Here is a 24,018-nt window from a genome sequence, read left to right on the forward strand (position 1 = left end):
TCTGGCGTCGGAGAGCCGTTTGGGTTCAGCCACATCATCATAGTCCGAATTCCGCGATGCGCGATCCATCTGCGATCCATTCACGCGCCACGTTCGGTTTGCCGATCTTCGGAATGGGATGCAGCAGCAGGATGAGCGCCACCCGAACCATCGTGGCGGTAAGGTGCGGTGCGGCCGGCATCGGATTGGGGGTGTCGGGTGCCACGCTGGCGCCGGACCATGCCGCCCCCAGCGCCAGCCAGCTGGCGGGGCTCTCCTTGTCGCCTTTCTCCCAGCACGCGTGGGCGGTGCGACGCCGCTCTTCGGAGGGTGCCTCGGCCCAGGCTTCCGCAGCCAGCAGAGCCGGGCTTGCGGCGTGGGACGAGGCCCCATCGCGGAGGTTCGAGCGCAGGCAGCGGCAACCCCACGCCACCGCCTCGCGCCGCGGGAGCAGATAGGCGCAGAACGAAATCGCCTCGTCGAAGCTGTGGCAGTCGAGCAGCAGCTTCAAAAACGCCGCGGGCGTACCGCCGGTCGGCTCTGTCTTGACGTGGTCCCGCGCAGACGGGAAGGCATCGAACAAGGCCCGATCGGTGTTGAAACGCACGCCCATCCTCCCAGAACCTCGACCGCTTCCGGCGTCGACTGGATCCGCGCCAAGCCCCCTCACGTCGGCAGCAGCATGGGGATCATGCCGTTCACGGTCAAAAGCCCCGTCACATTCACGATCCCGACGAGATTGATGATCGGCGCCGTCACGGTGACCTGAGCCATGCCCGTGATCATGATCATCGGCGCCGTATCGCTCATGGAGGCTGGCGTCATGGCCGTCGACGTCAGGGGGCCGCATGCATCGGTGTGAGACAGCATGGCCGTCGACGAAATAGCCATGTTCGCGCTCGTGGTCTGGTTCATCATGATCGAGACATTCTGGCTGCCCATCGCCAGAGTGATGTTCTGGTCCCCCATCTCGAGCTTCAACTCGTCGTCGCCGTTCTTCAGCGTGGTCGAGCGGGACGGGCTTCCCATTGGAGGCATGAATTTCTCACCGATCTCACGCGTTTCGGCGTTGAGAACCACGAGATTCAGGTCTTTCTGGGCGTGGATGCCGATCTCCTCGGACCCTGCCTTATCCTCGAAGACGAGTTCGTTGTAGCCGTTGTGCCCTTTCGAGGAATCGGTCTTCCAGCCGTTCTTGGTCTTGTTGGAGGGGAGGTCGTAGGGCACCTTGTTGTCGCCGTTGTAGACGGTGCCGGTCACGAGTGGCCGGTCGGGGTTGCCTTCCAGGAATTCGACGACGACTTCCTGATCGATGCGGGGGATGAAGATGCCGCCCCAGGCCTTGCCGGACCAGACTTGTGCGATGCGCACCCGGCACGACTGCATCTTCTTCCGGTCCCAGTAGAACTGCACCAGGATCCGGCCTTCCTCGTCGACATCGATCTCCTCGCCGGACTTGCCGACGACCTTGGCGGTCTGCGGCCCGTGCACGAAGGGACGAGGGGTCGTCAGCGGCGCCCGAAAGGGCCGGTCGCCGGGCAGGAACTCATAGCTCCCCTCATAGACCTGGTCCTCCAGGGTCGCGGCACCGGACCGATAGCTTTCGGTGACGATCGTGTGGGTCGCGCCGAGGACGAGGTATTGGATGTTTTCTGACGGCTTGATCTGCTCCTCCAAGGTCGTCAATCCACCGGGGAAAAGGCTTGGCGCTGCGCCTGATGCAAAGCGCCGCTGATCGCGGGCTTGTTCGGCTTCGAGTTGAACTTTGGCAAAGCGATCGCCCTTGTCCTGCTCGATATATTGGCCAGGATAATCGTAGAATTCCATGTCGGATTTGGTGTAGCCGGCCGTGCCCTTGGCGTCGGACAGGAGCTTGGCGTTCGGCTTCATGTAATCGTAGTCTTTGAGCTCGACCTTTCCGGTCCGGAACTGTCGGTCGGCTTTCCATTCGAAGACATGCTCGCGCTCGCGCCGGTCACTGCCTTTGAGCGCGATGAACGGGAGCGAGGCGAGCCCGGGCACGGCCTGATGCGACGATTTCGCGTCAGCCATCACCAGCATGTGCTTGGCGCTCGAATGATCGAAGAAATAATAGATGCCGTATTGCTCCATGAGACGGGAGACGAAATCGAGGTCTGTCTCCCGGTACTGCACGCAATATTCGATCTGAGGGTAACTTTGCGTTGTATTGTCCCGGAAATCGTTGAATCCTCGATCTGAAAACACCTGTTTGATAATTTCAAGCACAGTCTTCTTCTCGAAGATCCGGCAATCCGTCGTGCGGGACAGCAGCCAGAACCAGGGTCGCAGCACAAGTCGATAGGAAAAATAGTCGTTCTTGGGGCCGAGCCATTGTGCCTCGACGAGAATGCCGTTGAACACGCGCGTCCCGCCATAGGCCGTCAGGCTCACGGAACAGTTGCGGCCGATGGCGCGGTCGAAGTCGACGTCGCGCTCTTCGCTCAGCGCGTCGATCGTGAACTCGAACAATTGCGACATGTGCTCAGTGCCGTTGAAACGCACCAGCACGAGCGTGTCCTCCCCGAGCGGGGTCGTGAGTGTTGCGATACGTTCGGCCTGGACTAATGCGGCACTCATGGGTGGCTCCGGGTCCCTAAAGCTCTAAAAAAATCGAAACGCTCTGTCCTCGATAAAACGTCATGCACCGGCAGGGAGAACGAACCGATCGAATATTGCCATGTCGAACGCCCGATCGCCAAGGTGTTCTCCTTTCACTCAACCTCCCATAGTTGTTCACAATTCGCGAAAGACAAATATTCCGGCACACACGTTGGGAGGCAAGTGACCTGGGTCCACCTGTTTGGAGAAGCGTGACGTCTTAGGCCCCCGCTTCGTCTCATCGGTTTACGCGACATCGCGATGAAAGACGGTGACGAGCATCACGTAGCTCGGCTTTTCTTGGTTCTCGGACCCGAGCGCCACGATGGGATCGTCCACTCAGATCTCGTGCGAGTTCGCTTCTTTTCGGATCGCATAGGCAGCGCAGGAGAGCTACTCTGCCTAACAAACCACGGCGATCGGAGCGACCAAAAAGTGAAGTTCGCAACCGCGACGAGCTTGTTTGGCAATCAGGGATCGCTCGGAAAATCAGCCGAAATCTCTATGTTGCTCGGTCGCGTCGACGGTTCTTGCCGAACTCGGGTGGAGTGCGCGCTACATATGAAAAACTGGCTATGAATATTACTCCAATACGTCTTTAAGTTAGGACAATTTATCAATATGAATAAACACATAGTGGCGAAATTTCGAACCCATCGACAATCTCACGTTCTTTTCCTCGCCGCTTTTCGTTTTGTACGTCTTTGCTTGGATCGTGTACTGCTGGTTGGCTTGGTCGTGGCTTGAGTAAGCGATGCATCCGTTGTTGCCCCGGCGCAATCCGCTCGGCACGTAATTCCCGAACGTGTTGCCATCGATGCAGATGAAATCGGTGTTGCCGGTCGGTGGCTTGTAGAGAATGCACACATGGCGAAAGACGCCGTACTGGTCGCGGGGCAGGCATATGTCTCCCTGCTGCAGTTCGACACCCGAGCCGACAAGTCGCTCGACCTTGATGGGGGGAGCGCCTGCGAACTGGTCATCGCCGGCATAGTTGAGGACGGTAAAGCGTCCCGGATTTTGCATGGCGTGGCTCAATGCCTTGATCCCGGATCTCAACGGCGAATTGACGCCGAGCCCGGCGCCGAGCGAATTCGCCCATGTCGAGTCGACCCCCGCGATGGTGGCGTAGAGAAAGCTGACGAACGAGCCGCACCACATGATGTCCTTATCGTCGTAGATTCCGTCTCCACCGTTTTGAGTGCTGCCGATTTCGCTGTTCATCTGGTCTTCGGCGACCCGGATCACGGCCTTGCGCCAATCCTTCAACGCTCGAAGTTCGTCGCGGAAACCGGGATGCACGACGATGCTGCCCTTGCCGTCGACCGATACCTTACCGCGCACCTGCGCATGCCCCGCCTTGGCGGGGCCGACACGGATCGTCAATGGCTGGATGAATTCGGCGCCGGACTTCCAGCCCCCGACATCCTGCGTCAGCCGACCGACGAGAGTGGCAGACCCCTCCTTCAGACCCCGGAGCGAGAACGTCCGCGGGTTGCTGCGGGACATGTCGACACTTTCCAGAGCGACCACATCCTTGCCCTGAGTGATGTCGAGGCCGATATCCTCGCCGCCGAAGAGCCACATGTCGTATTTCTCGCCAGTCTGCATGGCGACGGCCGAGTTGATTGCGTCAAAGCCGTACCCCTTCGTTGAGGTTGCGGGCAGCAGATTGGCCATGGCGTGTTCTCCGATCAGCGATTGGAATTTTTTGGAACGATGTCGACCCGCCGAACCGACGGCAGGTCGGGAAGCGAGTTCGGGCTTGGGCGATCCGCCACTTATCTGGCCCGGCTTCTGCAACTGTTTGCGGCGACAAGTTTCGGTCGCACAGGAGGATTCCTGCCTTCCCGTTGGCCCCGGAACACGGTTCCGTGCGACAAGGATCGGGTTGAGCCCTGGTCGGGCCACATTGTAACCTTGACCGCGGCGTGATGTCTTGCGCCCGCGAGAGGCGTGAGAGCGAATGGCTGGCCTGGACCTAGTGAGTTTGACGGCCCCGATCGACGCCGATCAACCCTGCGGCCCCGATCTCGAAGCCGAGGACGACGACGCCTTCGCCAACTTTATGGCGACCACCGAGATGGTGCTGCCCGACCGCTACTTCGTCGAAGATCACGAAGGCAATCGGAAGCCGTTCTATACGGACGACCGCTTCAAGGACCTCAACCTGGGGAGCACCGTGGCGCTCGGCACCAAGCTTCTGACGCGGACGCACGACCTGCGTCTGATCGGTCTCATGGCGAAGCTTGCCATCTTCGACCGCAAGCTGCCCGACTTTGCCATTTGCATTGATGCGATCGCCGCCCTCCTGGAGAGCTTTTGGGACGAGGTGCATCCGCGCCCCGCCTCGGGTCTTCGCGTCGGCGTGCTGGAGCGGCTCAACGAACAATATACGGTCGTGACCGCGCTCAACAACGCGCCGCTGCTGCGCAGCCGGCGGTTCGGCAGCGTGAGTTGGCAGAGCTATCTGGCCGCCGTACGCGAAGGCGCGGGCGGGCGGGAGGATGCCGACACGTCGGCCGTCGACCGTGTGCTCGCCGAGGAAAGCAAATCTGATCTCGCGCCGGTCGAGGCGACACAGGCGACGTTGCGGGAACTGAGCGACGCGCTGAACCGGATCGGTACGGTCTCGGCCGAGAAAGACCCGGCCAATCCGGTCAACCTCAGCCGGCTCTCGGACGCCGTCCGGAAAATCCGTGCCATGCTCGACCGGGTCAATCCGCCCGCGACACCGGTGGACGCCGACAAGGAGACCGGGGACGGCGTCGAGGCGGTCGAGAGCCGTGCGCCCGATACCGGCGCCACCTTCCCGTCGTCCAAGGCCGCGGAGCGCGCTTTGGCCGAGGCCACGCGCTATCTGACCGCCTCGGAACCCTCCAGTCCGGCGCTTCTGCTGCTGCGCCAGGCGCAGGCGCTCATCGGCAAATCCTTCCTCGACGCGCTCGCCTCCCTGCTGCCCGATCAGGTGCGGCGGGCGACGCTCAATATCGCGTCCCTCCCGGCCTTCGACCAGCCTTTGCTTCAGATCGCCGAAAAGGGCCTCGATCCGGATAGTGCGTCCTCGTCCGCCGATGATGGGGAGGAGGACAGCGACGAAGAGGCTCCTATGGCCCGTGTGACGTCGCGTGCCGAGGCCTTGACGCTGCTCGACCGTGTCGCCGGCCACTACCGAGCCGTCGAACCGTCGAGCCCGGTTCCGATGCTGATCGACCGGGCACGCGGTCTGGTCGGCAAGGATTTCATGAGCCTGATCCGAACGATGCTGCCGGAGGCCGTGTTGCGCGGGGAATGAAGTGTCGGCGACCGCACCGGCATACGGGTTGGTCATCGCAGTGGCACGCACCTCGTCGAGCGGCGCGGGGGAAGCCCTACCGGAGTCTTGCGCTGGCATCTGCGACTCCGACGAGCTTCGACAGAGACGGCCATTCCGAGAGGCGACGGACCCCGAAGGTCATGGTCCGCCGGGGAGCGCGATCCGGGGTGCCGCTTACCGTTGAGATGAAATTCTTGCCGCGGTCGTGTTGCAGGCGCGCACTGAGGCTGCGGATGATGTCTTGCGCTGTTTCAGGTCCAATGTGGTGCATCGGGGTGCTCCCATCCGTGAGGCCTGGATGACGGCCTCATTGGCGCAGAGATAGACCTGGCCAGTCCGAAGGTCTGTGATGCCCGTCACAAGGCTTCGCGGAGGAAGTCACGCCGCGGCCGGCACCGCACCTAATTCATCAACGCGCGATAGCGGACCGGTATGAAGCCGCGGGAGAGTAACCAGGACAGTGGATAGATATTGCGGCACACGCGGCCGTTGCAGGCGCCTGGTGATGCTTCCATGACCTGAGCTTCGCGGTTCGGGGTGAAACCCAGGAACAGCACGACGTGGGAGCCGGGCTTGTCCAGCGCATCGCCCGGCTGAAGGTCCCATGGGTTGGCCAGCTGTTCGGCGATGGCGGGGATCGCGGCGGTCGAGAAGTGGGTGGACAGGCCCCAGGCCGCGCTGACGAAGGACGAGCAATCGACCCCGGCCACGTCGGTTCGCACACCGTCCTTCGTGCAGACGTTTCCGGCCAGGGTTCCATGCTGGATCCGGTCGACGAACTGCCGGATCGACCCTTGGCAGCCCCAGCAATAAGGCACGCCGCGCACGGTTTGGCCGACCTTGCCAATCATATACATCGGCACCCGAATACGGCCGCTGAAGCCGCTGCAGGCCTCGTTGTCGGCCCCGTAGACGGGCGGCGTCACGGTCCACTGGATTCCCTCATAGCTGAGGGCTGCCTGGATGACCTTCTGCCGCGTGAGAGGGCCGACCGCCATGCTGATGCCTTTCGGGTCAGCCCAGGCCAGGGCCGCCGCATTGGGTTGGCGACGACTAGCCTCAACGAATTTGGCGTTGGGCGTCGCCCGAAAGCCGAGGCCGATGATGTCGACGGCGGTCTTCAGCGTCTTGAGGAAATAGACATCACCGTCCGCCGACACGGTCACGCAGCGGCGGGAGACCGTGGTGCTCGACAACGGCACCTCGTGGACGCCCTCAAGGACGCCTGCGGGCGAAAATCTGGCCACGAACGCGAAAGCCGTGTCCCTGATGCTGAGCGGAATATTCTCCGCCAGCACGTACATGCGCCCGCTCTTGTCGATGTCGAGGAACGCGACGGTGCCAAGCCGATCGCGGACGCGAAGACGGATCTTGGCTGACACGCCGCTCGCGCCCTGACCCTGAATGTCGAGAACCGCGCCCGCCCCCCGGTCCGTCAGCGTGACACTTGCGACGACGGTGCCGCGGCCGTGGGTGGAGACCGTCTGCCGGGCGAGGTCGTTACGGCGGTTCGTCTTGACCCCACGTGTCGTCTCCCCTTGAAGGTCGCCGCCGTCGGTCGACCCGACCTGGGCAAAGGCCGTCATGACGGTGTCGTCGACCGGTTCCGCTGAGCGGGTCTCGGTCAGGCCGCGCGTCGGCGCACTTTCGGGGCCTAGAGGCTGCAGAGCATGGACCTTGCCGTCCCAGACATAAAGATCCGCGCCCTTGACCACCAGATCGGTCGGCCGGACATCCGGCGGAAGGGCGAGCGCTTGAGGCGCGGCGGCCGTGTCTTTTGGGTCGAAGGTCAGGATGCGGGAATTGATCTGATCGAGAACGAACACCTTGCCGCGCTCGCCTGTCGCGATCGCCTGCGGGCCATCCTCCTCTTGGTCCTCGCCCGCGTCGCTGAAGCTGGTGCCGACTGCGGTGGGACCGTCACCAGAGGTAAAACGCCTCACGAGCCGGTCGTCTGCGGTCGCCGATGTGATCTGACAGAACACCAGGGTGATCGCTAAAGCCAGGACGGCTCGGGACATGATGGAGTTCGCCCAAGTCATGGAAGGTCTCACCGGCAATGGGTTTCTCGAAATGCAGAAGACGAAAACGGAGGCTCGGAGGGTCGATCACTCGATCGTGTAGGGCGCCGCCGCAAACGACCAAACTCCGGGACTGAAGCTGCGGGCATCCTTGCTCGAAGCGATCTTCAGGCCGATCACCGACTGGGCCAGTGCATCGACCGCCGCTTGCAGGTTCGTGGGAGACGCAGGTGTCTCGGGAAGATCGATGATCTGGACCGGACGGTCGCTCAGGATCGCCACGATGGCGCCGTTGCCGCGAGGCGGATCGGCCTTGAACACGAACCGGGCCAGAGGGCTCGTCAGGTTCGGGATCGTGACCGGAGAGCCGGGTCTGATCAGATTCGCGGTCGCGACATCGCCGGCGGTCCGGGAGAGAGACAGCATATTGGGGTAGATCTGCGTCCACCGCCCTTCCGCGTTGATGTCGACGATGACGATAAAGCCAGGGCGCTGCGTCGATACGGTCAAGGCGATCTGGGCGCCGAGATGCAGATTGCCGTTCGGGAGGATGTTCAACACGACCCCGGCCGGGTTCTCGGTCTTCAACGCAGTGAGAGGTGCCGCGCCGGCAGGCGGTGGAGCGGCGTCGGGTGGCGGTTCTTCGACACCTTCGAGAATCGTCACGGAGCGATCGGCGGCTTGCAGTGGTTGCCCGGCCGCCAGGAGTGCGCCGAGGGCGAACACCAGGACCAAGCCGAAGCTGCTCGGTTGTCTGCTACGGATCATGTCGCTGCCTCCCGGAACCTCAAGGAACGGTGAAAAGTCCGACCAGCCCGAGCCTCGCGTCAGGCGGCTGGAAGCGGCGGATCACGTCGAACAGCCGCCCCGCGCTCCTGCGTTTGTCGAGTTCCCGAAGCGCGGTCACGAGGCCGTCCATCGGTGCGCCGGAGGTGATCGCCAGCACCTGGTCGGCGCCGAAGGGATCGCGCACCGTGAAGGGGACCCGATAATGGCCCCCCGTGGATAGCAATTGCTTCGGGTGGATCGGGTAGAGCAGTTGCACGATCCCGGAGCCGGTGATGTCGACCAGGACCAGATTGCGGCCCTCGATATCGGTGACGTCGATGTCGATCCGGCTGCCTTGCCGATGCAGCGAGGCATCCGGCAGGACATGGACGGACTGGGGAGATTTGACCACGAGGCTCTTCAGATCCCGCACCGCCGCCGTGCGATCGATCACGCCGGGTAGGTCGTCGAGCGCGACATCGAGCGCGATCTTGTCACCGCCCGCGATCGCCTCATGAGCCACGGGGTTCCAGATCAGATCCGGCGTTCCCTCAGGGTCTACGATCGTGAAGGGCGTTTGGAGAGCTTGCAAGCCCGCAAAGATGTCGCTGTGCGCCGTGGCGGACGCAATGCGGACCGGGATCACCGGACGCTCGGCAGAGAGGGCGGCCTTGACGGGCGGGGCGGGTGTCGGATGAGCGACCCCGCGATCCCCCCATTGCAGGACGACATCCCGGTCAAGATCACGGTGGGGTGATTCGAGCGTCACGATGTTCTGGCGCTCGTCGGACAGCTGATAGACCACTTTGCGGGCATAGGCGAAGAGTTCGCGCAGCGTGGTCTTGCCATCGTGCTTCTCGTCCGCCGCGCCCTGGATCGCGCGGGCGAACGCATAGGACAGCGCACCCCGGTAGACATTGTCGATCAGCACCTCCGGGGCCTTCGTCTCGCTGTCGACCGCGGCCAGAAAGGTCGTGCGTTCGAAGTCGAGGGGGGTCAACATCGCCTCGGCAGGTGTCGACACGGGCTTCAGATCATCCTCGGCAAGCCGATATCGCGGCACCTGCCGGTAGCTGATCGAAGGCGAGTCGACGGCAACCTCACGCGAAAGGCCACCGCCGTAACACGTGTCGGCCACGAAGATGACCTGCGCGCCCCGGTCCTCGATCAGCTTGATGTAGTGGTGGAACTCGTGATTCAGGATCTTCTCCGCGCCTCCGGCGCCGGTCTTCGGGTCGAACCCGACCAGAAGGAACACTTCGTCGGTTCCGTCATCCGACGACCCCTTGACGCGCTCATCCTCCTTGGAGCCGTGACCCGCGAGCGTGATGATGACGAGATCGCCAGATCGGCTGCGGGCCACCAGTTTATCGAGTTCACCGATCAGCCGCGCCCGGACGGCCGCGGCGTCGATCAGTGTCGTCACGTCTTTCGATCCCATGCCGGCGAGCGCGGTCTCGATATCGCGTGCATCCGCGACGGCGCCGCGCAACGGATTGACGTTCTGGTAGTGATCGATGCCGACCACGAGCGCCCGCACCTCGCCGCTGCCCGGCGCCATCAACACGAGCGGGGAGGGCGCCGCCTCAGCTGCGAGCCCGGGTGTCCCCGCAAGGCCGAGCAGGAAACCGATGAGAGCGATCAGGCGTGCCATGAAAGCATGCTCCTACTCTCGCAGCCATTCGACGCGCCGGTTCAACGCGTAGATGTCGTCCTGCGTCAGCCCTGCCGAATCCTCGATCTTGATCGGCTCGGTCGCGCCCACCCCGTTAGCCTGGATCGGAATGTCGACCCCACTCTCCCGCATGTAGGTCGCGACGGCCTCAGCCCGCTCTTTTGACAACTTCAGGTTGTGTTCAGTCTCTCCTCGGACATCGGTATGCCCGACAACCACGACCTTGGAGGGCTGCTGCTCGCGGATCGCCCGGGCGAGCTCGCGCGTTGCGTCCTGACCAAGCGGCGTGAGCGTGGCTTTGTCGAAATCAAAGATGATCGGCAGGGGCAGGGCATGCGGAACGATGCCTCTGACAGAAGGGGAAAGATAGCCGCCCAGCATCCCGCTCCGCCGGTCGTCCAGGGCCGCCACATAGGTGGGGGGTGTCTGCCGCGACCCCACATTGGCTTCGAGTACGCGCGAGAGCGCCGCGCGGTCGATGAGTTCCTGGATTTCAGCTTTGGACGGTGCCGTCGGGGTCACGGTTTCGTTTTTGACGGTCTCGATGGCGGCATCGAAGGCGAGCGCAGCTTCCCCGAAGCGACGCGCCCCGAACCGGACCTCCGCGAGGGTCGCGGCCGCCTGCCACAGTACACCGGGACGGGCTGCATCGGCCAGAACCCGCTCGTATTCACCGCTCGGCCGTCCCTTGGCCATCAGATCCTGGGCCATGCGAAGCCGCAAGGCGGCCAGACGGCGCTGCACCGGAACCTGGAACCGGCCGCATACGCCGTCGGTGGCGATCTGGTCGACCAGGCTCTGGGCATCGGCCTCCCGCCCGGCGTCGACCGCCTCGTTGAATTGTTCGATCTTGCCCGCACAGGCGTCGGCGTGGCTTGGGGAGATCCCGCCAAGGGACACCATGATCGCGCCGATGAGGAGTGAGACAGCGCTTGTTCGCAACACGGTTCGGATCCCAATCATTGGGTCTCGCGAGGTTGGCTCGCATGAAGGTCACGCTAGTCCAAACCCCGAGGCCATTCCAGCATGCCGACTTGCTGTGACGCCCGCTTGGTGATCTTGATCACGTTGGGCGCGTTGCATTGGCAGGACCGACGTTTGGGCAGGCCCGTAGGCTCGTGGATCAGCCCCATTGTGCATGCGTCGGCCCCTTTGGTGAAACCCCCGTTCAAGCGAGGATTCTGTCATGCAGGGCGAAAGGGCTGTTGCGGTCGGGCTGTCGCTCACGCTTCACGCCTGTCTCTTGGGGACTTTCGTCCTGCATCTGGCCCTGGCGCCGAGCCTCACGCCGGGGCCGCCCATCATCGTGTCGTTCAACGCCCCGCCCTCCATTGGCGAGACGGTCGCCTCCGTGGCGCCGCGGGAGGTTCTGCCTTCCGCCGAATCCGCTGCTCTCCCAACCATTGCCCCAGTGCCGATCGGGCCTGTTTCCGCAACACCGACGCTTTCGGAGCCCGCCGTCTCTGTGATGAGCGATCAAAGGGCCGCGCTAGAACTGCGGCCGCTTGCTAGCCTACCACCTTCTCAAATGCCGAACCGCCTCGGGCCAGAACTGCTGGCTTTGCCACGAAGTGCCGGACAAGTGGTTGAACCAACGTCCCCCGGCTTTGAGGCAAAGCCCCTCCGAGATGAGGATCAGTTGAGTTCCGCCCCGATGGCGGCGCAGCCCTTGCCGCCCAGCTCGCTCGCGCCGGAGGCTGAAGCCCCCGCCATGATCTCGAGAGACCAGGCCGCAGTCGAGGCGCCGCCCGCGGCGCTCAATCCGGAGACGACGCCCGAGCCTCAGCTCCCCGCGCTGGCAGCAATTTCAGACCTCCGGCCACGTTTACCGGAGATCCACGCCGAGAGCCTGGTTGGACCAGCCATTCCGACTTTCGTTCCGCCGGCGCAGATCCTCGCCGACACGCCGCCGCCGGCGGCTGCCTCCCCGACTGCGTCGGGATCTGAGGCACCACTCGTAATTCCCTCGCCGCAAAGCGCTTCCGCTTCGCCTTCGGTTGAGCACGCGGGACCGCCTCCCGCGCCAGATTTCGTTCGGGAAGCGAGCGCACCGCCATCTCAAGGTGTCGCACCAACCACGTCTCTGGTGCGATCGGAGATGCCGCACGAAGCCGTCACCGCGTCACTCGCGCAGCCGGCGCCAGCACAAGCCATCGATCTCGGCACGACGGACATTCCGGCGGGCCCTACGGCTGCGGAGCGGGCGCAGCAAATCCGCGCTTTTGTCGATCGATACGATGGTGGCCCCTGCTTCTTCGCGGCTGTGCGACAGGTTTCAGCCACAAATGCCGAGATCGAGAGTTTCGCGACAATGCCCGGCACATTCCAGCAATTCGACCGGGCGCTGAAGACCTCGACCGGGATCGAAGCGACGGTCTCCGGACAGCGGATTTGGTCGGCACAGTGTTCGGCGGTCGAGTATCTGCGGAGATTGCCGCACGACACCGACAGCGGGCCGTCGCTCGTCCTGGAGCGCCGCGCGCTCGACCGCGGCGACACCTTGTCGGGCACCATTGGCGGGGCTGCCGGGCGCCCTTTGCGTCTCTTCGTGATCGCAGAATCCGGCGCCGTGACGGATATCAGCGACGCGGTGTCGGAACACGACGGCAACCCGTCCTTCTCGTTCCGTCCGCAACTCTCCACACCAGGCGGCCCCTTTCCGCAGATCCTCGTACTGGTGGCCGGGGCGGTGACGCTTCCGCTTCATCCAGTGACCGCCGACGACATTTTCAAACCCCTGTTTGCCGGCAAGGGAGCGGCTTACACAGTCGCGGCGAAGATGTTTCTCGCCGTGCGCTGACCCGCAGGCTTGCGGTACAGTGATCTTCCTCACAGTACCAACAATAGAAATGCCCTTATAAAAGGGGCGGCAAGGCAAAACCTGAAGGCTCCTCTCAGCGTCGCGATTTCTGCGGCGGAACGAGACGGCACATTCGGTTAGGTCAATGTCCGGGCATTCGGGACAAGAGCCAACAGGGCGACGCAAAGTCGTTGCCCTGAGGCGTCTTCGCCTCAGTTCGATTTGTAATTGAGTTCAGTCATTTAGAGCACCGATTTGGATCTCGGCGAGCCTTCACGGAGAGGCGTCAACGTCATGAGACATTTTATTCGGCACTTGCTGTGTGCCGCTGTTTTGGGAGGACCCGTCATGTCAACACCCGCATCCGCTGAGTCGAACCGCGATGGCCATACGATCCTACAGCTTCTACTGAACGTTCCTCAACTGGCGCAATACTACCATTTCGACGAACGGCCGGAGCGATTGCCGCTCAAGATCGCCAATGTCACGGCCGTGGACTTCGGCTCCGCCACGCTCCTGGCTGCTGGCAAACCCGCTATCCTGACGCGAAGTCGTGACGACCAAGCCTTCGAGATTACGGCCTGCGACTTCCGGAGCAATCGCGCGGAGATAAGGTTTCTCTATCCAGTCGAGGGGCTCATTGGCCAAGCCACCTTCAAGAAGGTCGAAGATAGATGGTCAGTCGATCAAATCGAGGTCGGCGAAGGAAAATAATTGGACCCCAGTTTATTCCTATTCGCGACGGAGTATTTTGATGATTATCGATAGGACCGACCAGACGACTTATCCAAAATTTACAAGCTACGTTCGCAATAAGCTTCCGCAGGTTGCGGATGTTCCGTCTATCGTTGCCGCCTTTGCAAAATACGGTCAGATCAATCGAGTGACCTTGCGACGGGCGTTGGCCTGGGGCAACGAACCTCATATCGTGATCAAAGAATTCAATGGGGCCATCGGCCTGTTCAACGGAAGCGTTGCCCCCAATATCATCAACATTCACACCCGAATCGTCGACGAATTTGAAGACGGCCATGGTCTGCGGAAGACGAAATGGCACAAGGATGTGTTTCTCGTCGGCGTGACGCTGCTGCATGAGCTGACGCATTGGGCCGATAACCTCGACGGGATCGACTTTCCAGGTGAGGAAGGCGAGCAATTCGAGACAGATGTCTACGGGATGGTCATCAACGAGTAGGAGAGCGGACCGATGGCGTCCAAGCTCCTTTCATCGCGGGTCATACCCATGGAGCGCGTATCTCGCGGGACTGCTGGGCCGCGATTGCCCGCGCGGTCCGCGACGCCCCGACTGCAAATGCAAAATAGTCAGGCGAAGATACGCGACCGATTGCCAGGCGGGAGATCCTGCGGCTAACCTCCGGGCCATGAGGGACCCTATGGATCACCAAAAGTCGACCCGGGCTTGCCACTCGCTCTCGCCGACCAGGGCGGTGCGATGGGTTAGCGTTTTCGCACTCGCGCTCCGATTGGGCAGCGCGGCACAGGCGGCAGAGGCGCCCGGCATCGCGGTCGAGTTGAACAAACTGGAGTCGCAGGACAAGTCGTGCCGCGTCTACTTCGTGATCGACAACGCGGGGCCGACAGCCTTTCAGAGCTTGAAGCTCGATCTCGTGCTGTTTCGGACAGACGGCGTGATCGACAGGCGGTTGGCCCTCGATTTATCTCCGCTTCGGCCCAATAAGAAAAGTGTCAAACTGTTCGAACTCAATGACCTGCCCTGCGACAGCATCGGCAGCATTCTTCTGAACGACGTCGTCGACTGCCGCGATGCCTCCGGCCCGATCGCCGATTGCGCCGACAGACTTCAGGTGTCGTCGCGCGCCGCGGCGCATTTCTCGAAATGATCGCAGTCCTGCTCGCGTGGCCCTGCCGCGCCGACGCTTTCACGCCCCCACGCTGATGCTGGCTGGATCGATCCTGCATGCCGACCCGGTCGTGCAGATCGTGCTGGCGCTGCTTTTTCTTGGGTCGGTCGCGAGCTGGGCTATCATCGTCGAAAAGATCTTGTCGCTCTCACGGCTGCGCCGCGAGGTCGGCCAGGTGGAGGCCTTTGCCCGCCATCAGGTTAAGCCCTCCGCCGAACCGTCGCGGCTGTTGAGTTCGATGCTGAGCGCGCGGGACGAAGAGGCCCGTGCCTTGGGCGACGATCTGCGGGGCCGGTGCGCCGCCGCCATGCGCAGCGCCTACGTGGCCGAGTTGCGGCGGTGGGACGGGGGATTGCCCTTTCTCGCGACACTGGCGTCGAGCGCGCCGTTCATCGGCTTGTTCGGCACGGTCTGGGGCATCATGCGGAGTTTCTCCGCCATCGCGACCTCCAACGATACCAGCCTCGCGGTCGTGGCGCCGGGCATTGCCGAGGCGCTGTTTGCCACGGCGATCGGCCTTGCGGCAGCCATTCCGGCGGTCATCGCCTATAACCTCATCCGCTCCGCCCTTCGCGGCTACGGTCATCGCCTTGGCGCCGCGACGACACTGATCGCCCGGACGTCTCATCCGGTGGCGTTCTGATGGCCGTCCTGCCCGACCTGTTCGGCGACACCGACGATGACGAGCGCGACGGCGGCGTCTTCGCCGAGATCAACGTGACACCCCTCGTCGACGTCATGCTGGTGCTGCTCGTCGTCTTCATGGTGGCGGCGCCCTTGATGGTGCAGGGCGTGCCGATCGAGCTCCCGAGAGGCGGCGGGACGGCGCTGGGCAGACCTGTGAAGCCGCTCATCATCTCGATCAGCTCGGACGGTTCAATTCACCTTCGGGACGAGAGCGTATCCGCTGAGGATCTGCCCGCTCATCTGCAGGCGATCCGGGTGAACGAGGGGGACGCGCTGGTCTATATCCGAGCGGATCGGACCATCTCCTACGGCACGGTGATGACGAATATCGACCAGTTCCGCGCCGCTGGCTTCAGCCATGTGTCGCTGTTGAGTCAGCCGGTTTCAGCAAAGCGAGCTCCCTGACGGGACCCGGATAGCGTGCCATTCGCGCCAATCTGCGGATGGGAAACTAAGCGAAGGCAAGTTCGAAACCGGGAAGCACATGACCGCAGAGTGTTAACCGAGATGTCTACTGCCGGCTGGCTCCTTGGTGTTTCAAAAAACTGAATTTCGATTTAATTTAATCATCCTTGATTTGATGGTCCCGCAATGTAGTCTTTGATCCGCCAAGTAAATGGGCATTGGTTGGTGCGGTCGCTCTTCGGCATGCCTCGTGTTCCCATCACCATCGCTGCCCCGGAGCAACCGGATTTTGTCGCGGCGACTCTTGGAAACGAGCCCATGACCGGCCAACCCACCGCGCGGCGCAACTGGGTGCATCGAAGCGTCCTCCTCACGGCACTGACGCTGGGACTTCTCGACATCTGGATCGCCGTGGTTTCGCTGCGCTGGCCTTTGGTCGGCGATGCGGCGATGTTTCATTTTGCAGTGTCGCAATTCATGCTCGGTGCCGTCCCGTACAAGGACTTCATCGATATGAACATGCCGCTGATCTACGTCATTCATGCCGCCGTCATTTGGGTCGGCGGGATGGGAGATCTGGCGTTTCGTATCTTCGACCTCGGCAGTTCGGTGGCGATCGGACTGCTGGCCGGCGCACTTGTCCGGCCGGCTGGCCTGAGCAATGCCTTCTTGGCGGCCGTCACAATCATCGCGGCGCATCTCCTGTTTGGTCCGCAAGCGGCTGGAGAACGCGATTTTCTGCTCCTCGGTCCCGCCTTTACGGCCGCCCTCTGCAGCGTAAGAGCCGCCGAGCGGCCCAGCGCAGGTTTTCCGTGGCTGTTTGCAGCCGGAGTCGCGGTCGGTCTGGCGGCCCTGCTCAAGCCGACGGCGGTCATTCTTCTTGCACTGCCCCTCACCGTCCGACCTTTCCGAGTCGCGAACCTTCTCGTCGGCGGGGCGGGCCTTTGCAGCATTGCGCTCGTCACACTGCTGGTGATGACCGATCTCGGCGCGACGGAAGCTTTCATTCGAGATTTCCGTGACTACGAGCCGTTCTATGTTGGGCTCGCTCACCGGTCTTGGCTGGTGCTGCCGGCGGTGGCCCTGAAGCACACGGGTCTCGGTGTCGGCGGCTTGCTGCTCGCTGCCGTGTTTTGCGTGCGGGCTGAAACCTCGCCTCGCTTGCTTGTCCTGATCGGACTGGCGGTGTTTGGCGCGATCCATTTCATGTTGCAGGGCAAGGGTTTCTTTTATCACGCTTATCCGTTGATCGGCGGCGTCGCGTGCCTAAGCGCCTGGAGCCTGCCCAAAACCCCCGTTCCGTTCACCTGTGCGGCGCTGGGCGTCTCGGCCGCGGTGTTCGGCACGCAAGCCGTGCAGGCCTTCGAATATTCCCGGTTTCCCGCCGATCTCATCATGCCGGCCCCGGTCAGCCGGACTCTACAAGACGCCCTAAAGGCGCATGTGGCGGCTGGCGCGCGCGTTCAGATGCTCGACATGAGTGGTGGTGCGTTCCTGGCAATGGCCCGCAGTGGGCTGCGGCAGGCGACACCCTATGCCTACTGGCTCTATCTCGCGCCCGGCAAACCGGCGTGGCGCTCCGAATTCGTGAAAGACATCCAGTCCCGTCCTCCAGACGCAATCCTGGTCACCGATGCGACCTGGCCATCGGAAGACGGCCTGAAGGCTGTCGACGACTGGCCCGAGTTCAGCGCGGAGCTTGCGTGTTGCTATCGCCTGATCGAGGCTCAAACTCGCACAGAACCCTCTATTCCATGGTTCGCGTCTTCGCCCTCTGTTTCGTGGCGCCTCTATGTTTTGCGCGGACCGGCTGGCTGAGCGGCTATCGCGCTGGTCGCTTTGGACGAGGAAACGACGCAATCCTGCCACGTCATTGCGAGGCGGTAAAGCCGCCGCGGCAATCCACGCGGCGCTCTGGACACGGATCACCACGCTGCGCTCACGATGATGATCAAGCGATCAACTCCAAATGCGGTCACCCTGCCCTTATTGAAAAGGGAGGGGACCGCGTGGAGCGCCTCCTACATCGTCGGCATCGAGAACTCGGCGCCTTCCTTCACGCCAGAGGGCCATCGTGCCGTGACCGTCTTGGTCTTCGTGTAGAAGCGGACCGAATCCGGGCCATGCTGGTTCAGGTCGCCGAAGGCCGAGCGCTTCCAGCCGCCAAAGGAATAATAGGCCAGCGGCGTCGGGATCGGTACGTTCACACCCACCATGCCGACCTGCACGCGGCTGACGAAATCACGCGCCGCGTCGCCGTCGCGGGTGAAGATCGCGGTGCCGTTTCCGTATTCGTGGTCGTTGCAAAGCGCCAAGCCTTCCTCGTAGGTCTTGGCACGCACGACGGCCAGCACCGGCCCGAAGATCTCTTCCTTGTAGATCCGCATGTCCTTGGTGACGTTGTCGAACAGGCAGGAGCCGACGTAGAAGCCTTTCTCGTAGCCTTGCATCTTGAAGCCTCGCCCATCGACGACGAGGTCGGCGCCTTCCTTGATGCCGATGTCGCAATATTGGTGCACGCGATCGACGGCGGCCTGGGTGATCACCGGCCCGTAATCGGCGCCGGCATCGGTCGAAAGGCCAATTTTCAAGGCTTCAACCCGGGGAACGAGCTTTTCCATCAGCGCGTCGGCCGCGGCCTTGCCGACCGGCACCGCCACCGAAATGGCCATGCAGCGCTGGCCGGCCGAGCCGTAGCCGGCGCCGATCAGGGCGTCGACGGTCTTGTCCATGTCGGCATCAGGCATGATGACCATGTGGTTCTTGGCACCCCCGAAGGCATGCACGCGCTTGCCGTTCGCGGCGCCTCGCGCGTAGATGTATTCGGCGATGGGCGTCGATCCGACGAAGCCGATCGCCTTGACCTCGGGATGATCCAGCAGGGCGTCTACCGCCACCTTGTCGCCGTTGACGACGTTGAGGACACCGGCTGGAAGGCCGGCCTCGATCATCAATTCGGCGAGGCGCATCGGCACACCCGGATCGCGCTCCGACGGCTTCAGCACGAAGGAATTGCCGCAAGCGATCGACGGCGCGAATTTCCACATCGGGATCATCGCTGGAAAATTGAAGGGCGTGATGCCGGCCGTGACGCCGAGGGGCTGGCGCATCGAATAGGCGTCGATGCCGGGACCTGCGCCGTCCGTGAACTCGCCTTTTAGCAAGTGCGGAATGCCGCAGGCGAATTCGACGACCTCGTAGCCGCGCTGGATATCACCCATGGCATCCGGAACCGTCTTGCCATGCTCGCGGGCCAGCAACTCGGCCAGATCTTTCTGGTTGTCGAGCACAAGCTGGAGGAATTTCATCATGATGCGCGCCCGGCGCTGCGGGTTGACGGCGCCCCATTCGCGCTGTGCTTGCGCGGAATTCGCAACCGCGGCTCCCACTTCCTCCGCACTGGCCAGTGCGACGCGGGCGGAAATCTCGCCCGTCATTGGCGTATAGACGTCGCCCAAGCGCCCCGATGTGCCGGCGACCTGCTTGCCGCCGATGAAATGTCCATATTCCTTCACGAGTGCCTCCCGAGCATCTTGACCGGATGCACTAAGCAGAGAATGTTTTTGCACATCAAGTTGCGAGATCGCGCATCCGATGTGCGCAAAAAGGCTGAGCTGTGGATTGGGACAACCTTCGTTTCTTTCTCGCGGCAGCCCGAACGGGGCAGTTCGTGACGGCGGCCCGGCAGCTCAAGGTCGATCATGCGACCGTGAACCGGCGTATCACGGCTCTCGAGCGCGCCCTCAACGCGCGACTGTTCGACCGGCGCACCACGGGAGTCGGGCTCACCGCAGCCGGGCAGCGGCTACTTACCGCGGCTGAATCCATCGAGACGGAAGTGTTGCAGGCGCAGGCGGCACTGACCGACAAGGACGTCGAATTGTCCGGGACCGTCCGCATCGGTGCGCCGGATGGCTTTTCGACCTATTACCTGGCGCCCCGCTGCGCCGGCTTCGTCGAGCGCCATCCCGGGATCACGATCCAACTCGTCCCGAGCCCGCAGGTCGTGCCGCTTGCAAAGCGTGAAGTCGACATTGCGATCGTGCTGGACAAACCTGAGGCGGGGCGCTTCGTGACACGGAAGCTGACCGACTACGACCTCGGGATCTTTGGGGTCGACCATTACTTCGAGCGCCACGGCATGCCGCTTCATGTCGGCGATCTCAAGCACCACCGCCTGATCGGCTATGTCGAGGAATATGCCTACGCGTCCGCGCTCAATTATGTGCGTGATCTGTTCACCGATCTTCCCATTGCGTTTCAATGCGCTGGGGCCATCGGTCAACTCGAGGCCGTGCGTGCCGGCCTAGGTATCGGGGTCGTTCACCAGTTCATCGCGCAACGACATCCGGATTTGCGTCCGGTTCTGCCCGACCGCCGCGCCACCCGCGCCTATTGGATCGTCGAGCATCAGGATACACGGGGCCTCGGCCGGATCAGGTCCGACTGCACGATTTCCTGGTGGAAATCGTGCAGTCGGACCGGCGAAGCTTTCTGGCGAGGCCTGACGATCAGGCGTTGTAGTCACCGTCGTCCCCGCCAAAACTGCCGCCGTCATCCGTCCCGTAATCGGCCGCAGTGTCAAAGCCCTGGTCGCTTCCGGCGGCATCCGGCGGCGCCTCGTCGCCATAATAATTATTGACGATCGTCTCGCCGCCCGCGCCCGGGAAGCTACCGCCAAACCCACCCATGCCGGAGGAAATCCCGAAGGGATTGTTGGACCCATGGAACAGACCGGAAATGGAGTTGGCCAGCAACGCGCCACCCGCAACGCCGGCCGCCATGCCGAGGGCTCCCTTAAGAAACCCACCGCCGCCTGCGCCGCCCTGTTGGCCCTGGCCCCAGGGCCCAGCCTGTTGTTGACCTGCATTCTGGTTCCATTGGCCCTGCGGTGGCGCGTAGTTCGGCTGCGGCGGCGCATATTGCCGGCTCTGCGGAGGCTGCTGGGGAGCACCGGAACCGAAGATGGAGCGTCCGAGACCGCCGAGGAACCCGCCCTCGCTGCCCGACGATCCTTGCTGCTGTCCGCTCTCAAGGCTTTGGACCTTGGCTTCTAGTTCCTGAAGTTTGTCGTTCGCGGCCCGCAGCGCCTGTTCCTGCACGATCACGGTCTGGGCTAGGAGGTAGGGGGCATAGGGCTGCTGCTTCACGGCATCGGTGATGAAGGACTCGGCATCGCGGTCGCGCTGCCCCGTGCCGGCGGTGCGGATCCGGTCGAAGAGACCGGACAGCAACTGACGTTCATCGGGTGTCATCGACTGTCTCCCTCAAGCGCGGGCGTTTCCCGCCCGGGTAGATATGGGACTGACCTCACGCACGTCCAAGGTCCCGACGGACCGGACCCGCATGAAAGGCCGTTCATCTTGGCTATGAAGGCGCCGACGCTGTTTGTTTGCCCGTTCCGTCTATTCGGTGAGCATCCGTTCCGCTTCCTGGCGTCCTGGAAATGGCTGACTGAGTGCCGCCTTCACGACCGACCGGCCCGCATCCTTGTCGCCCATCGCCATCAACACTGCGCCGTAGTGAAAGCGCAGTTGCGGGTTGTCTGAGGTGTCGGCTTTCGCGCGCACCAGCAGGGCTTTGGCGGACGGGAAATCGCCCAGCCGGTAGTCGATCCAGGCCAACGTATCGAGGAGCGCCGGATTGTTGCTGACGGCGACGCGCTGGAGCGGCTTGCGGGCCTCGCTCAACAAGGCTTTGTCGTTGGGCTTCATGTCGGCGACGAGGCTCGCGTAATTATTGGCCGCGACCACGGACTGCGGGTTCAGCTTCAAGACGTCCTGGTAGGTCGCGATCGCCGGATCCTTGTTGTCCGCCTGTTCCTGCAAGCTGGCCTTGGCCATCAAAAGCGGCTCGCCCGGCGCGCCGGCTGCGAGCCCGTCGTTGAGAACGGCAACGGCGCGATCCGGCGTCTTCCGCAAGGCCGCAGCCGCTTCGAGATAGGCCGCGGGTAGCTTCGGCGCAGCCTTGATGGCGAGGGCGGTCGCGTCATTGGCCTTGTCGTCCTGCCCGGCGTTCCGATAGAGAGCCGAAAGAACCAGATCGGCGACCGCCGCATCCTCACCGGTCAGCTTCTCGGTCAGCGCGGACACGAACGTGATGGCCTGATCGGTCTGCTTGCCCGCGACCGAGCTGCGGGCGTAGCCCGCCAAAGCCTCGCGATCGAGCGGCTTGCTGCCCGATGCATCGATCATTTTCATGTAAGCTGCCGCGGCAGGTACCGGGGTGCCCTTGGCCTCGCTCAATTCGGCATTGAGCAGCGCCATCACGCGCTCGGATCGCGGCACACGGCGCATCTGGTCGATCGCCGCCTGTGCGGCCGTCCAGTCTTTCTGCTGTGCCGCGAGCCGGACGAGCGCCATTCGTCCCTCGAAACCCTCGGGGTTTTTGTTGACGTAATCCGCGAGTGCCTGCCGGGCGAGATCCGGCTTGCTCTGCTTGAGATAGAGGTTCGCCAAGGCCGTGACGGGCTGCAGGTTCGCCGGGTCGAAGTAGACGACCTTCTTCCAGGCATCGATCGCCTTGTCGGTGTCGCCCTGCTGCGTGTAGGCCTGCGCCAAGATCGCGAGCGCGCTTGCACTTCGAGGCCTGCGCGCGGCGACCGCCAGAAGATCCGGAATGGCATGGGCGGCATCATCCGACTTGACCATCAATTCGGCGCGCAACAACAGGGCGTCGTCGTCGTCCGCCTTGGCCGTCACCGCATCGTCGAGAAGCTTGCGGGCTGCAACGGGGTCGTTCATCCCCAGATCGAGGCGCGCAAGCGCAAGCCGCACGGCCGAGCGGGCCGGGCCCTCCGGCACCCTGGCGATGGCGGACTGAAGCGCCTGGGCCGCTTCGTCCGGCTTTTTCGCGCGAAGCAAGGCTTCGGCTCGCATCAGATCGAATGAACTGTCTTTAGGTGTGGCCGCAATCGCCTCCTGCATCGCCTTGTCGGCCGCCTGGTCGCCCCGATGTTTGGCCATGAAAACGATCAGGGCGGCGCGCATCTCGCGGCTGTCGGGCAGCGCCGCCACGCCATCGCGGAGGAGTTGTTCGCCCGCATCGACCTGTCCGGTCGCGACATCCAGTTCGGCGAGGGTCGACCGGATCCCGACCGACTTCGGGTCGGCCTTCAACAGATCCTGATAGAGCGCGACCGCCTCGTCCTTCTTGTCCTGCATCAGGAGAGCCGCTGCCTTGAGGCGGATCAAAGGCACGTCGGTCGGGTGCGCCTTGAGGCCGATGGCGAGGGAGACGAGCGCCTTGTCGCTGTTCTTGTCGGCAAGCGCATCCGCGGCCATGACCGACGTGGCGATCGGCTGGCCTGGGCTTCGTAAAAGCGAAAGCTGAGCGTCCGCGCGCGCCTTGTCGCGATCCCCTTTGCGCTGTTCCGCCCAGGCACGGAGCGCGAGCGCATCGGGATCGTTCGGGCGGGAGCCGAGTGTTCCGTTGATCCGTCCGAGAGCCGCATCAAGCTGGTTGGCCTCGATCAGGATCTGCGCAACCTTGAGTTGCGCCTTGATGTTGCCTGCCTCGGGCATGGCGGCTCGGGCATATTCCTCGAACGCCCCTTTGGGGTTCGCGAGCCCCTCCTGGATCTGCGCCGCGAGGAAATGCGCGTCGCCGCTCTTGGGGTCGCCTTTGATCGCATTTTGGATCTCCACCAGGGCGTGGGTGTAGTCCTTCTGGGCGTAGAGATCCTGGGCCGCCTTGAAATGGGTGGCAGTCTCTTGCGGCGACTGCTTGTCCTTGCAGCCTGCCAGGACAAGGAGGGATGCCGCGGCGAGAAACAGATGGTGCTTTGTCATCGACCAACCTGAATATCTGAAGGAACACTCGCAGTGTTTGAAAAACGTTTCGCTCTTAAAAGCAATCGTCGAGGC

General features: G+C 62.9%; 19 protein-coding genes and 1 pseudogene. 9 read left to right on the forward strand and 11 right to left on the reverse strand.

What is annotated here, in order from left to right:
- Positions 1 to 37: 37 nt before the first annotated feature.
- From M8523_RS01675 to M8523_RS01685, 3 genes are all read right to left on the reverse strand, one after another.
- Entirely contained in the window at positions 38 to 586 is a 549-nt protein-coding gene (locus tag M8523_RS01675) for a DUF6931 family protein (RefSeq protein ID WP_282583077.1), read from the reverse strand.
- Between the two features lie 59 nt (positions 587 to 645).
- Entirely contained in the window at positions 646 to 2,577 is a 1,932-nt protein-coding gene (locus M8523_RS01680; RefSeq protein WP_282583078.1) for a type VI secretion system Vgr family protein, read from the reverse strand.
- Positions 2,578 to 3,201: 624 nt separating this feature from the next.
- Positions 3,202 to 4,278 (reverse strand): hypothetical protein, encoded by a 1,077-nt coding sequence (locus M8523_RS01685; protein WP_282583079.1) that lies wholly within the window; start codon positions 4,276 to 4,278, stop codon positions 3,202 to 3,204.
- Positions 4,279 to 4,564: 286 nt separating this feature from the next.
- Here M8523_RS01685 and M8523_RS01690 point away from each other — a divergent pair, with 286 nt between their 5' ends.
- Positions 4,565 to 5,893 (forward strand): type VI secretion system protein TssA, encoded by a 1,329-nt coding sequence (locus M8523_RS01690; RefSeq protein ID WP_282583080.1) that lies wholly within the window; start codon positions 4,565 to 4,567, stop codon positions 5,891 to 5,893.
- A 422-nt stretch (positions 5,894 to 6,315) separates the two neighbouring features.
- Here M8523_RS01690 and M8523_RS01695 read toward each other — a convergent pair whose 3' ends face one another.
- The 5 genes from M8523_RS01695 to M8523_RS01715 form a co-directional block, all read right to left on the reverse strand.
- Positions 6,316 to 7,935, reverse strand: coding sequence for an NHL repeat-containing protein (locus M8523_RS01695; protein WP_282583081.1), 1,620 nt, complete (start codon positions 7,933 to 7,935; stop codon positions 6,316 to 6,318).
- 87 nt (positions 7,936 to 8,022) lie between these two features.
- On the reverse strand, positions 8,023 to 8,703 hold the full coding sequence (locus M8523_RS01700; protein WP_282583082.1) for a DUF4384 domain-containing protein: 681 nt from the start codon (positions 8,701 to 8,703) through the stop codon (positions 8,023 to 8,025).
- Between the two features lie 19 nt (positions 8,704 to 8,722).
- Positions 8,723 to 10,357: a caspase family protein gene (locus M8523_RS01705; RefSeq protein ID WP_282583083.1), complete on the reverse strand. Its 1,635-nt coding sequence runs from the start codon at positions 10,355 to 10,357 to the stop codon at positions 8,723 to 8,725.
- Positions 10,358 to 10,369: 12 nt separating this feature from the next.
- Positions 10,370 to 11,323 carry an OmpA family protein gene (locus M8523_RS01710; protein WP_282583084.1) on the reverse strand — a complete coding sequence of 318 codons (954 nt, stop codon included), beginning with the start codon at positions 11,321 to 11,323 and terminating at the stop codon, positions 10,370 to 10,372.
- Between the two features lie 690 nt (positions 11,324 to 12,013).
- Positions 12,014 to 12,139, reverse strand: a complete 126-nt coding sequence (locus tag M8523_RS01715; RefSeq protein ID WP_282583085.1) for a hypothetical protein — start codon at positions 12,137 to 12,139, stop codon at positions 12,014 to 12,016.
- A gap of 337 nt (positions 12,140 to 12,476) precedes the next feature.
- Between M8523_RS01715 and M8523_RS01720 the strand changes: the two genes are divergently transcribed.
- From M8523_RS01720 to M8523_RS01750, 7 genes are all read left to right on the forward strand, one after another.
- Positions 12,477 to 13,178: a hypothetical protein gene (locus M8523_RS01720; RefSeq protein ID WP_282583086.1), complete on the forward strand. Its 702-nt coding sequence runs from the start codon at positions 12,477 to 12,479 to the stop codon at positions 13,176 to 13,178.
- A 348-nt stretch (positions 13,179 to 13,526) separates the two neighbouring features.
- A complete protein-coding gene (locus M8523_RS01725; RefSeq protein ID WP_282583087.1) occupies positions 13,527 to 13,892 on the forward strand; it encodes a hypothetical protein in 366 nt (121 codons plus the stop codon).
- A 40-nt stretch (positions 13,893 to 13,932) separates the two neighbouring features.
- Positions 13,933 to 14,373 (forward strand): hypothetical protein, encoded by a 441-nt coding sequence (locus M8523_RS01730; RefSeq protein WP_282583413.1) that lies wholly within the window; start codon positions 13,933 to 13,935, stop codon positions 14,371 to 14,373.
- A gap of 199 nt (positions 14,374 to 14,572) precedes the next feature.
- Positions 14,573 to 15,040 carry a hypothetical protein gene (locus M8523_RS01735; RefSeq protein ID WP_282583088.1) on the forward strand — a complete coding sequence of 156 codons (468 nt, stop codon included), beginning with the start codon at positions 14,573 to 14,575 and terminating at the stop codon, positions 15,038 to 15,040.
- Positions 15,041 to 15,056: 16 nt separating this feature from the next.
- On the forward strand, positions 15,057 to 15,704 hold the full coding sequence (locus M8523_RS01740) for a MotA/TolQ/ExbB proton channel family protein (protein WP_282583089.1): 648 nt from the start codon (positions 15,057 to 15,059) through the stop codon (positions 15,702 to 15,704).
- Positions 15,704 to 16,153, forward strand: a complete 450-nt coding sequence (locus M8523_RS01745) for an ExbD/TolR family protein (protein ID WP_282583090.1) — start codon at positions 15,704 to 15,706, stop codon at positions 16,151 to 16,153. Before M8523_RS01740 ends, M8523_RS01745 begins: the two co-directional genes overlap by 1 nt.
- A gap of 318 nt (positions 16,154 to 16,471) precedes the next feature.
- On the forward strand, positions 16,472 to 17,971 hold the full coding sequence (locus M8523_RS01750) for a hypothetical protein (RefSeq protein ID WP_282583091.1): 1,500 nt from the start codon (positions 16,472 to 16,474) through the stop codon (positions 17,969 to 17,971).
- A gap of 203 nt (positions 17,972 to 18,174) precedes the next feature.
- On the opposite strand, the gene M8523_RS01755 is transcribed toward M8523_RS01750, so the two are convergent.
- Complete coding sequence (locus M8523_RS01755) at positions 18,175 to 19,668, reverse strand: CoA-acylating methylmalonate-semialdehyde dehydrogenase (RefSeq protein ID WP_282583092.1); 1,494 nt, start codon at positions 19,666 to 19,668, stop codon at positions 18,175 to 18,177.
- Between the two features lie 155 nt (positions 19,669 to 19,823).
- On the opposite strand from M8523_RS01755, the pseudogene M8523_RS01760 reads away from it, so the two are divergent.
- Positions 19,824 to 20,516: pseudogene (locus M8523_RS01760) on the forward strand (LysR family transcriptional regulator); the annotation flags it as partial.
- Positions 20,517 to 20,664: 148 nt separating this feature from the next.
- On the opposite strand, the gene M8523_RS01765 reads toward M8523_RS01760, so the two are convergent.
- Together M8523_RS01765 and M8523_RS01770 are read right to left on the reverse strand one after the other, a co-directional pair.
- Positions 20,665 to 21,408 (reverse strand): DUF2076 domain-containing protein, encoded by a 744-nt coding sequence (locus tag M8523_RS01765; protein WP_282583093.1) that lies wholly within the window; start codon positions 21,406 to 21,408, stop codon positions 20,665 to 20,667.
- Between the two features lie 150 nt (positions 21,409 to 21,558).
- Positions 21,559 to 23,943: a tetratricopeptide repeat protein gene (locus M8523_RS01770; protein WP_282583094.1), complete on the reverse strand. Its 2,385-nt coding sequence runs from the start codon at positions 23,941 to 23,943 to the stop codon at positions 21,559 to 21,561.
- Positions 23,944 to 24,018: the final 75 nt, after the last annotated feature.

It is taken from the genome of Lichenifustis flavocetrariae, from assembly GCF_026130545.1.
GTDB classification, from domain to species: Bacteria; Pseudomonadota; Alphaproteobacteria; order Rhizobiales; family Beijerinckiaceae; genus Lichenihabitans; species Lichenihabitans flavocetrariae.

Bases quoted from the DNA above. Each gene is read 5' to 3' on its own strand.
- M8523_RS01745 (WP_282583090.1), top strand. From the start codon at position 15,704: ATGGCCGTCCTGCCCGACCTGTTCGGCGACACCGACGATGACGAGCGC.
- M8523_RS01770 (WP_282583094.1), bottom strand. From the start codon at position 23,943: ATGACAAAGCACCATCTGTTTCTCGCCGCGGCATCCCTCCTTGTCCTG.
- M8523_RS01730 (WP_282583413.1), top strand. From the start codon at position 13,933: ATGATTATCGATAGGACCGACCAGACGACTTATCCAAAATTTACAAGC.
- M8523_RS01725 (WP_282583087.1), top strand. From the start codon at position 13,527: ATGTCAACACCCGCATCCGCTGAGTCGAACCGCGATGGCCATACGATC.
- M8523_RS01680 (WP_282583078.1), bottom strand. From the start codon at position 2,577: ATGAGTGCCGCATTAGTCCAGGCCGAACGTATCGCAACACTCACGACC.
- M8523_RS01750 (WP_282583091.1), top strand. From the start codon at position 16,472: ATGACCGGCCAACCCACCGCGCGGCGCAACTGGGTGCATCGAAGCGTC.
- M8523_RS01685 (WP_282583079.1), bottom strand. From the start codon at position 4,278: ATGGCCAATCTGCTGCCCGCAACCTCAACGAAGGGGTACGGCTTTGAC.
- M8523_RS01720 (WP_282583086.1), top strand. From the start codon at position 12,477: ATGCCGCACGAAGCCGTCACCGCGTCACTCGCGCAGCCGGCGCCAGCA.
- M8523_RS01690 (WP_282583080.1), top strand. From the start codon at position 4,565: ATGGCTGGCCTGGACCTAGTGAGTTTGACGGCCCCGATCGACGCCGAT.
- M8523_RS01700 (WP_282583082.1), bottom strand. From the start codon at position 8,703: ATGATCCGTAGCAGACAACCGAGCAGCTTCGGCTTGGTCCTGGTGTTC.
- M8523_RS01705 (WP_282583083.1), bottom strand. From the start codon at position 10,357: ATGGCACGCCTGATCGCTCTCATCGGTTTCCTGCTCGGCCTTGCGGGG.
- M8523_RS01695 (WP_282583081.1), bottom strand. From the start codon at position 7,935: ATGTCCCGAGCCGTCCTGGCTTTAGCGATCACCCTGGTGTTCTGTCAG.
- M8523_RS01765 (WP_282583093.1), bottom strand. From the start codon at position 21,408: ATGACACCCGATGAACGTCAGTTGCTGTCCGGTCTCTTCGACCGGATC.
- M8523_RS01735 (WP_282583088.1), top strand. From the start codon at position 14,573: ATGGATCACCAAAAGTCGACCCGGGCTTGCCACTCGCTCTCGCCGACC.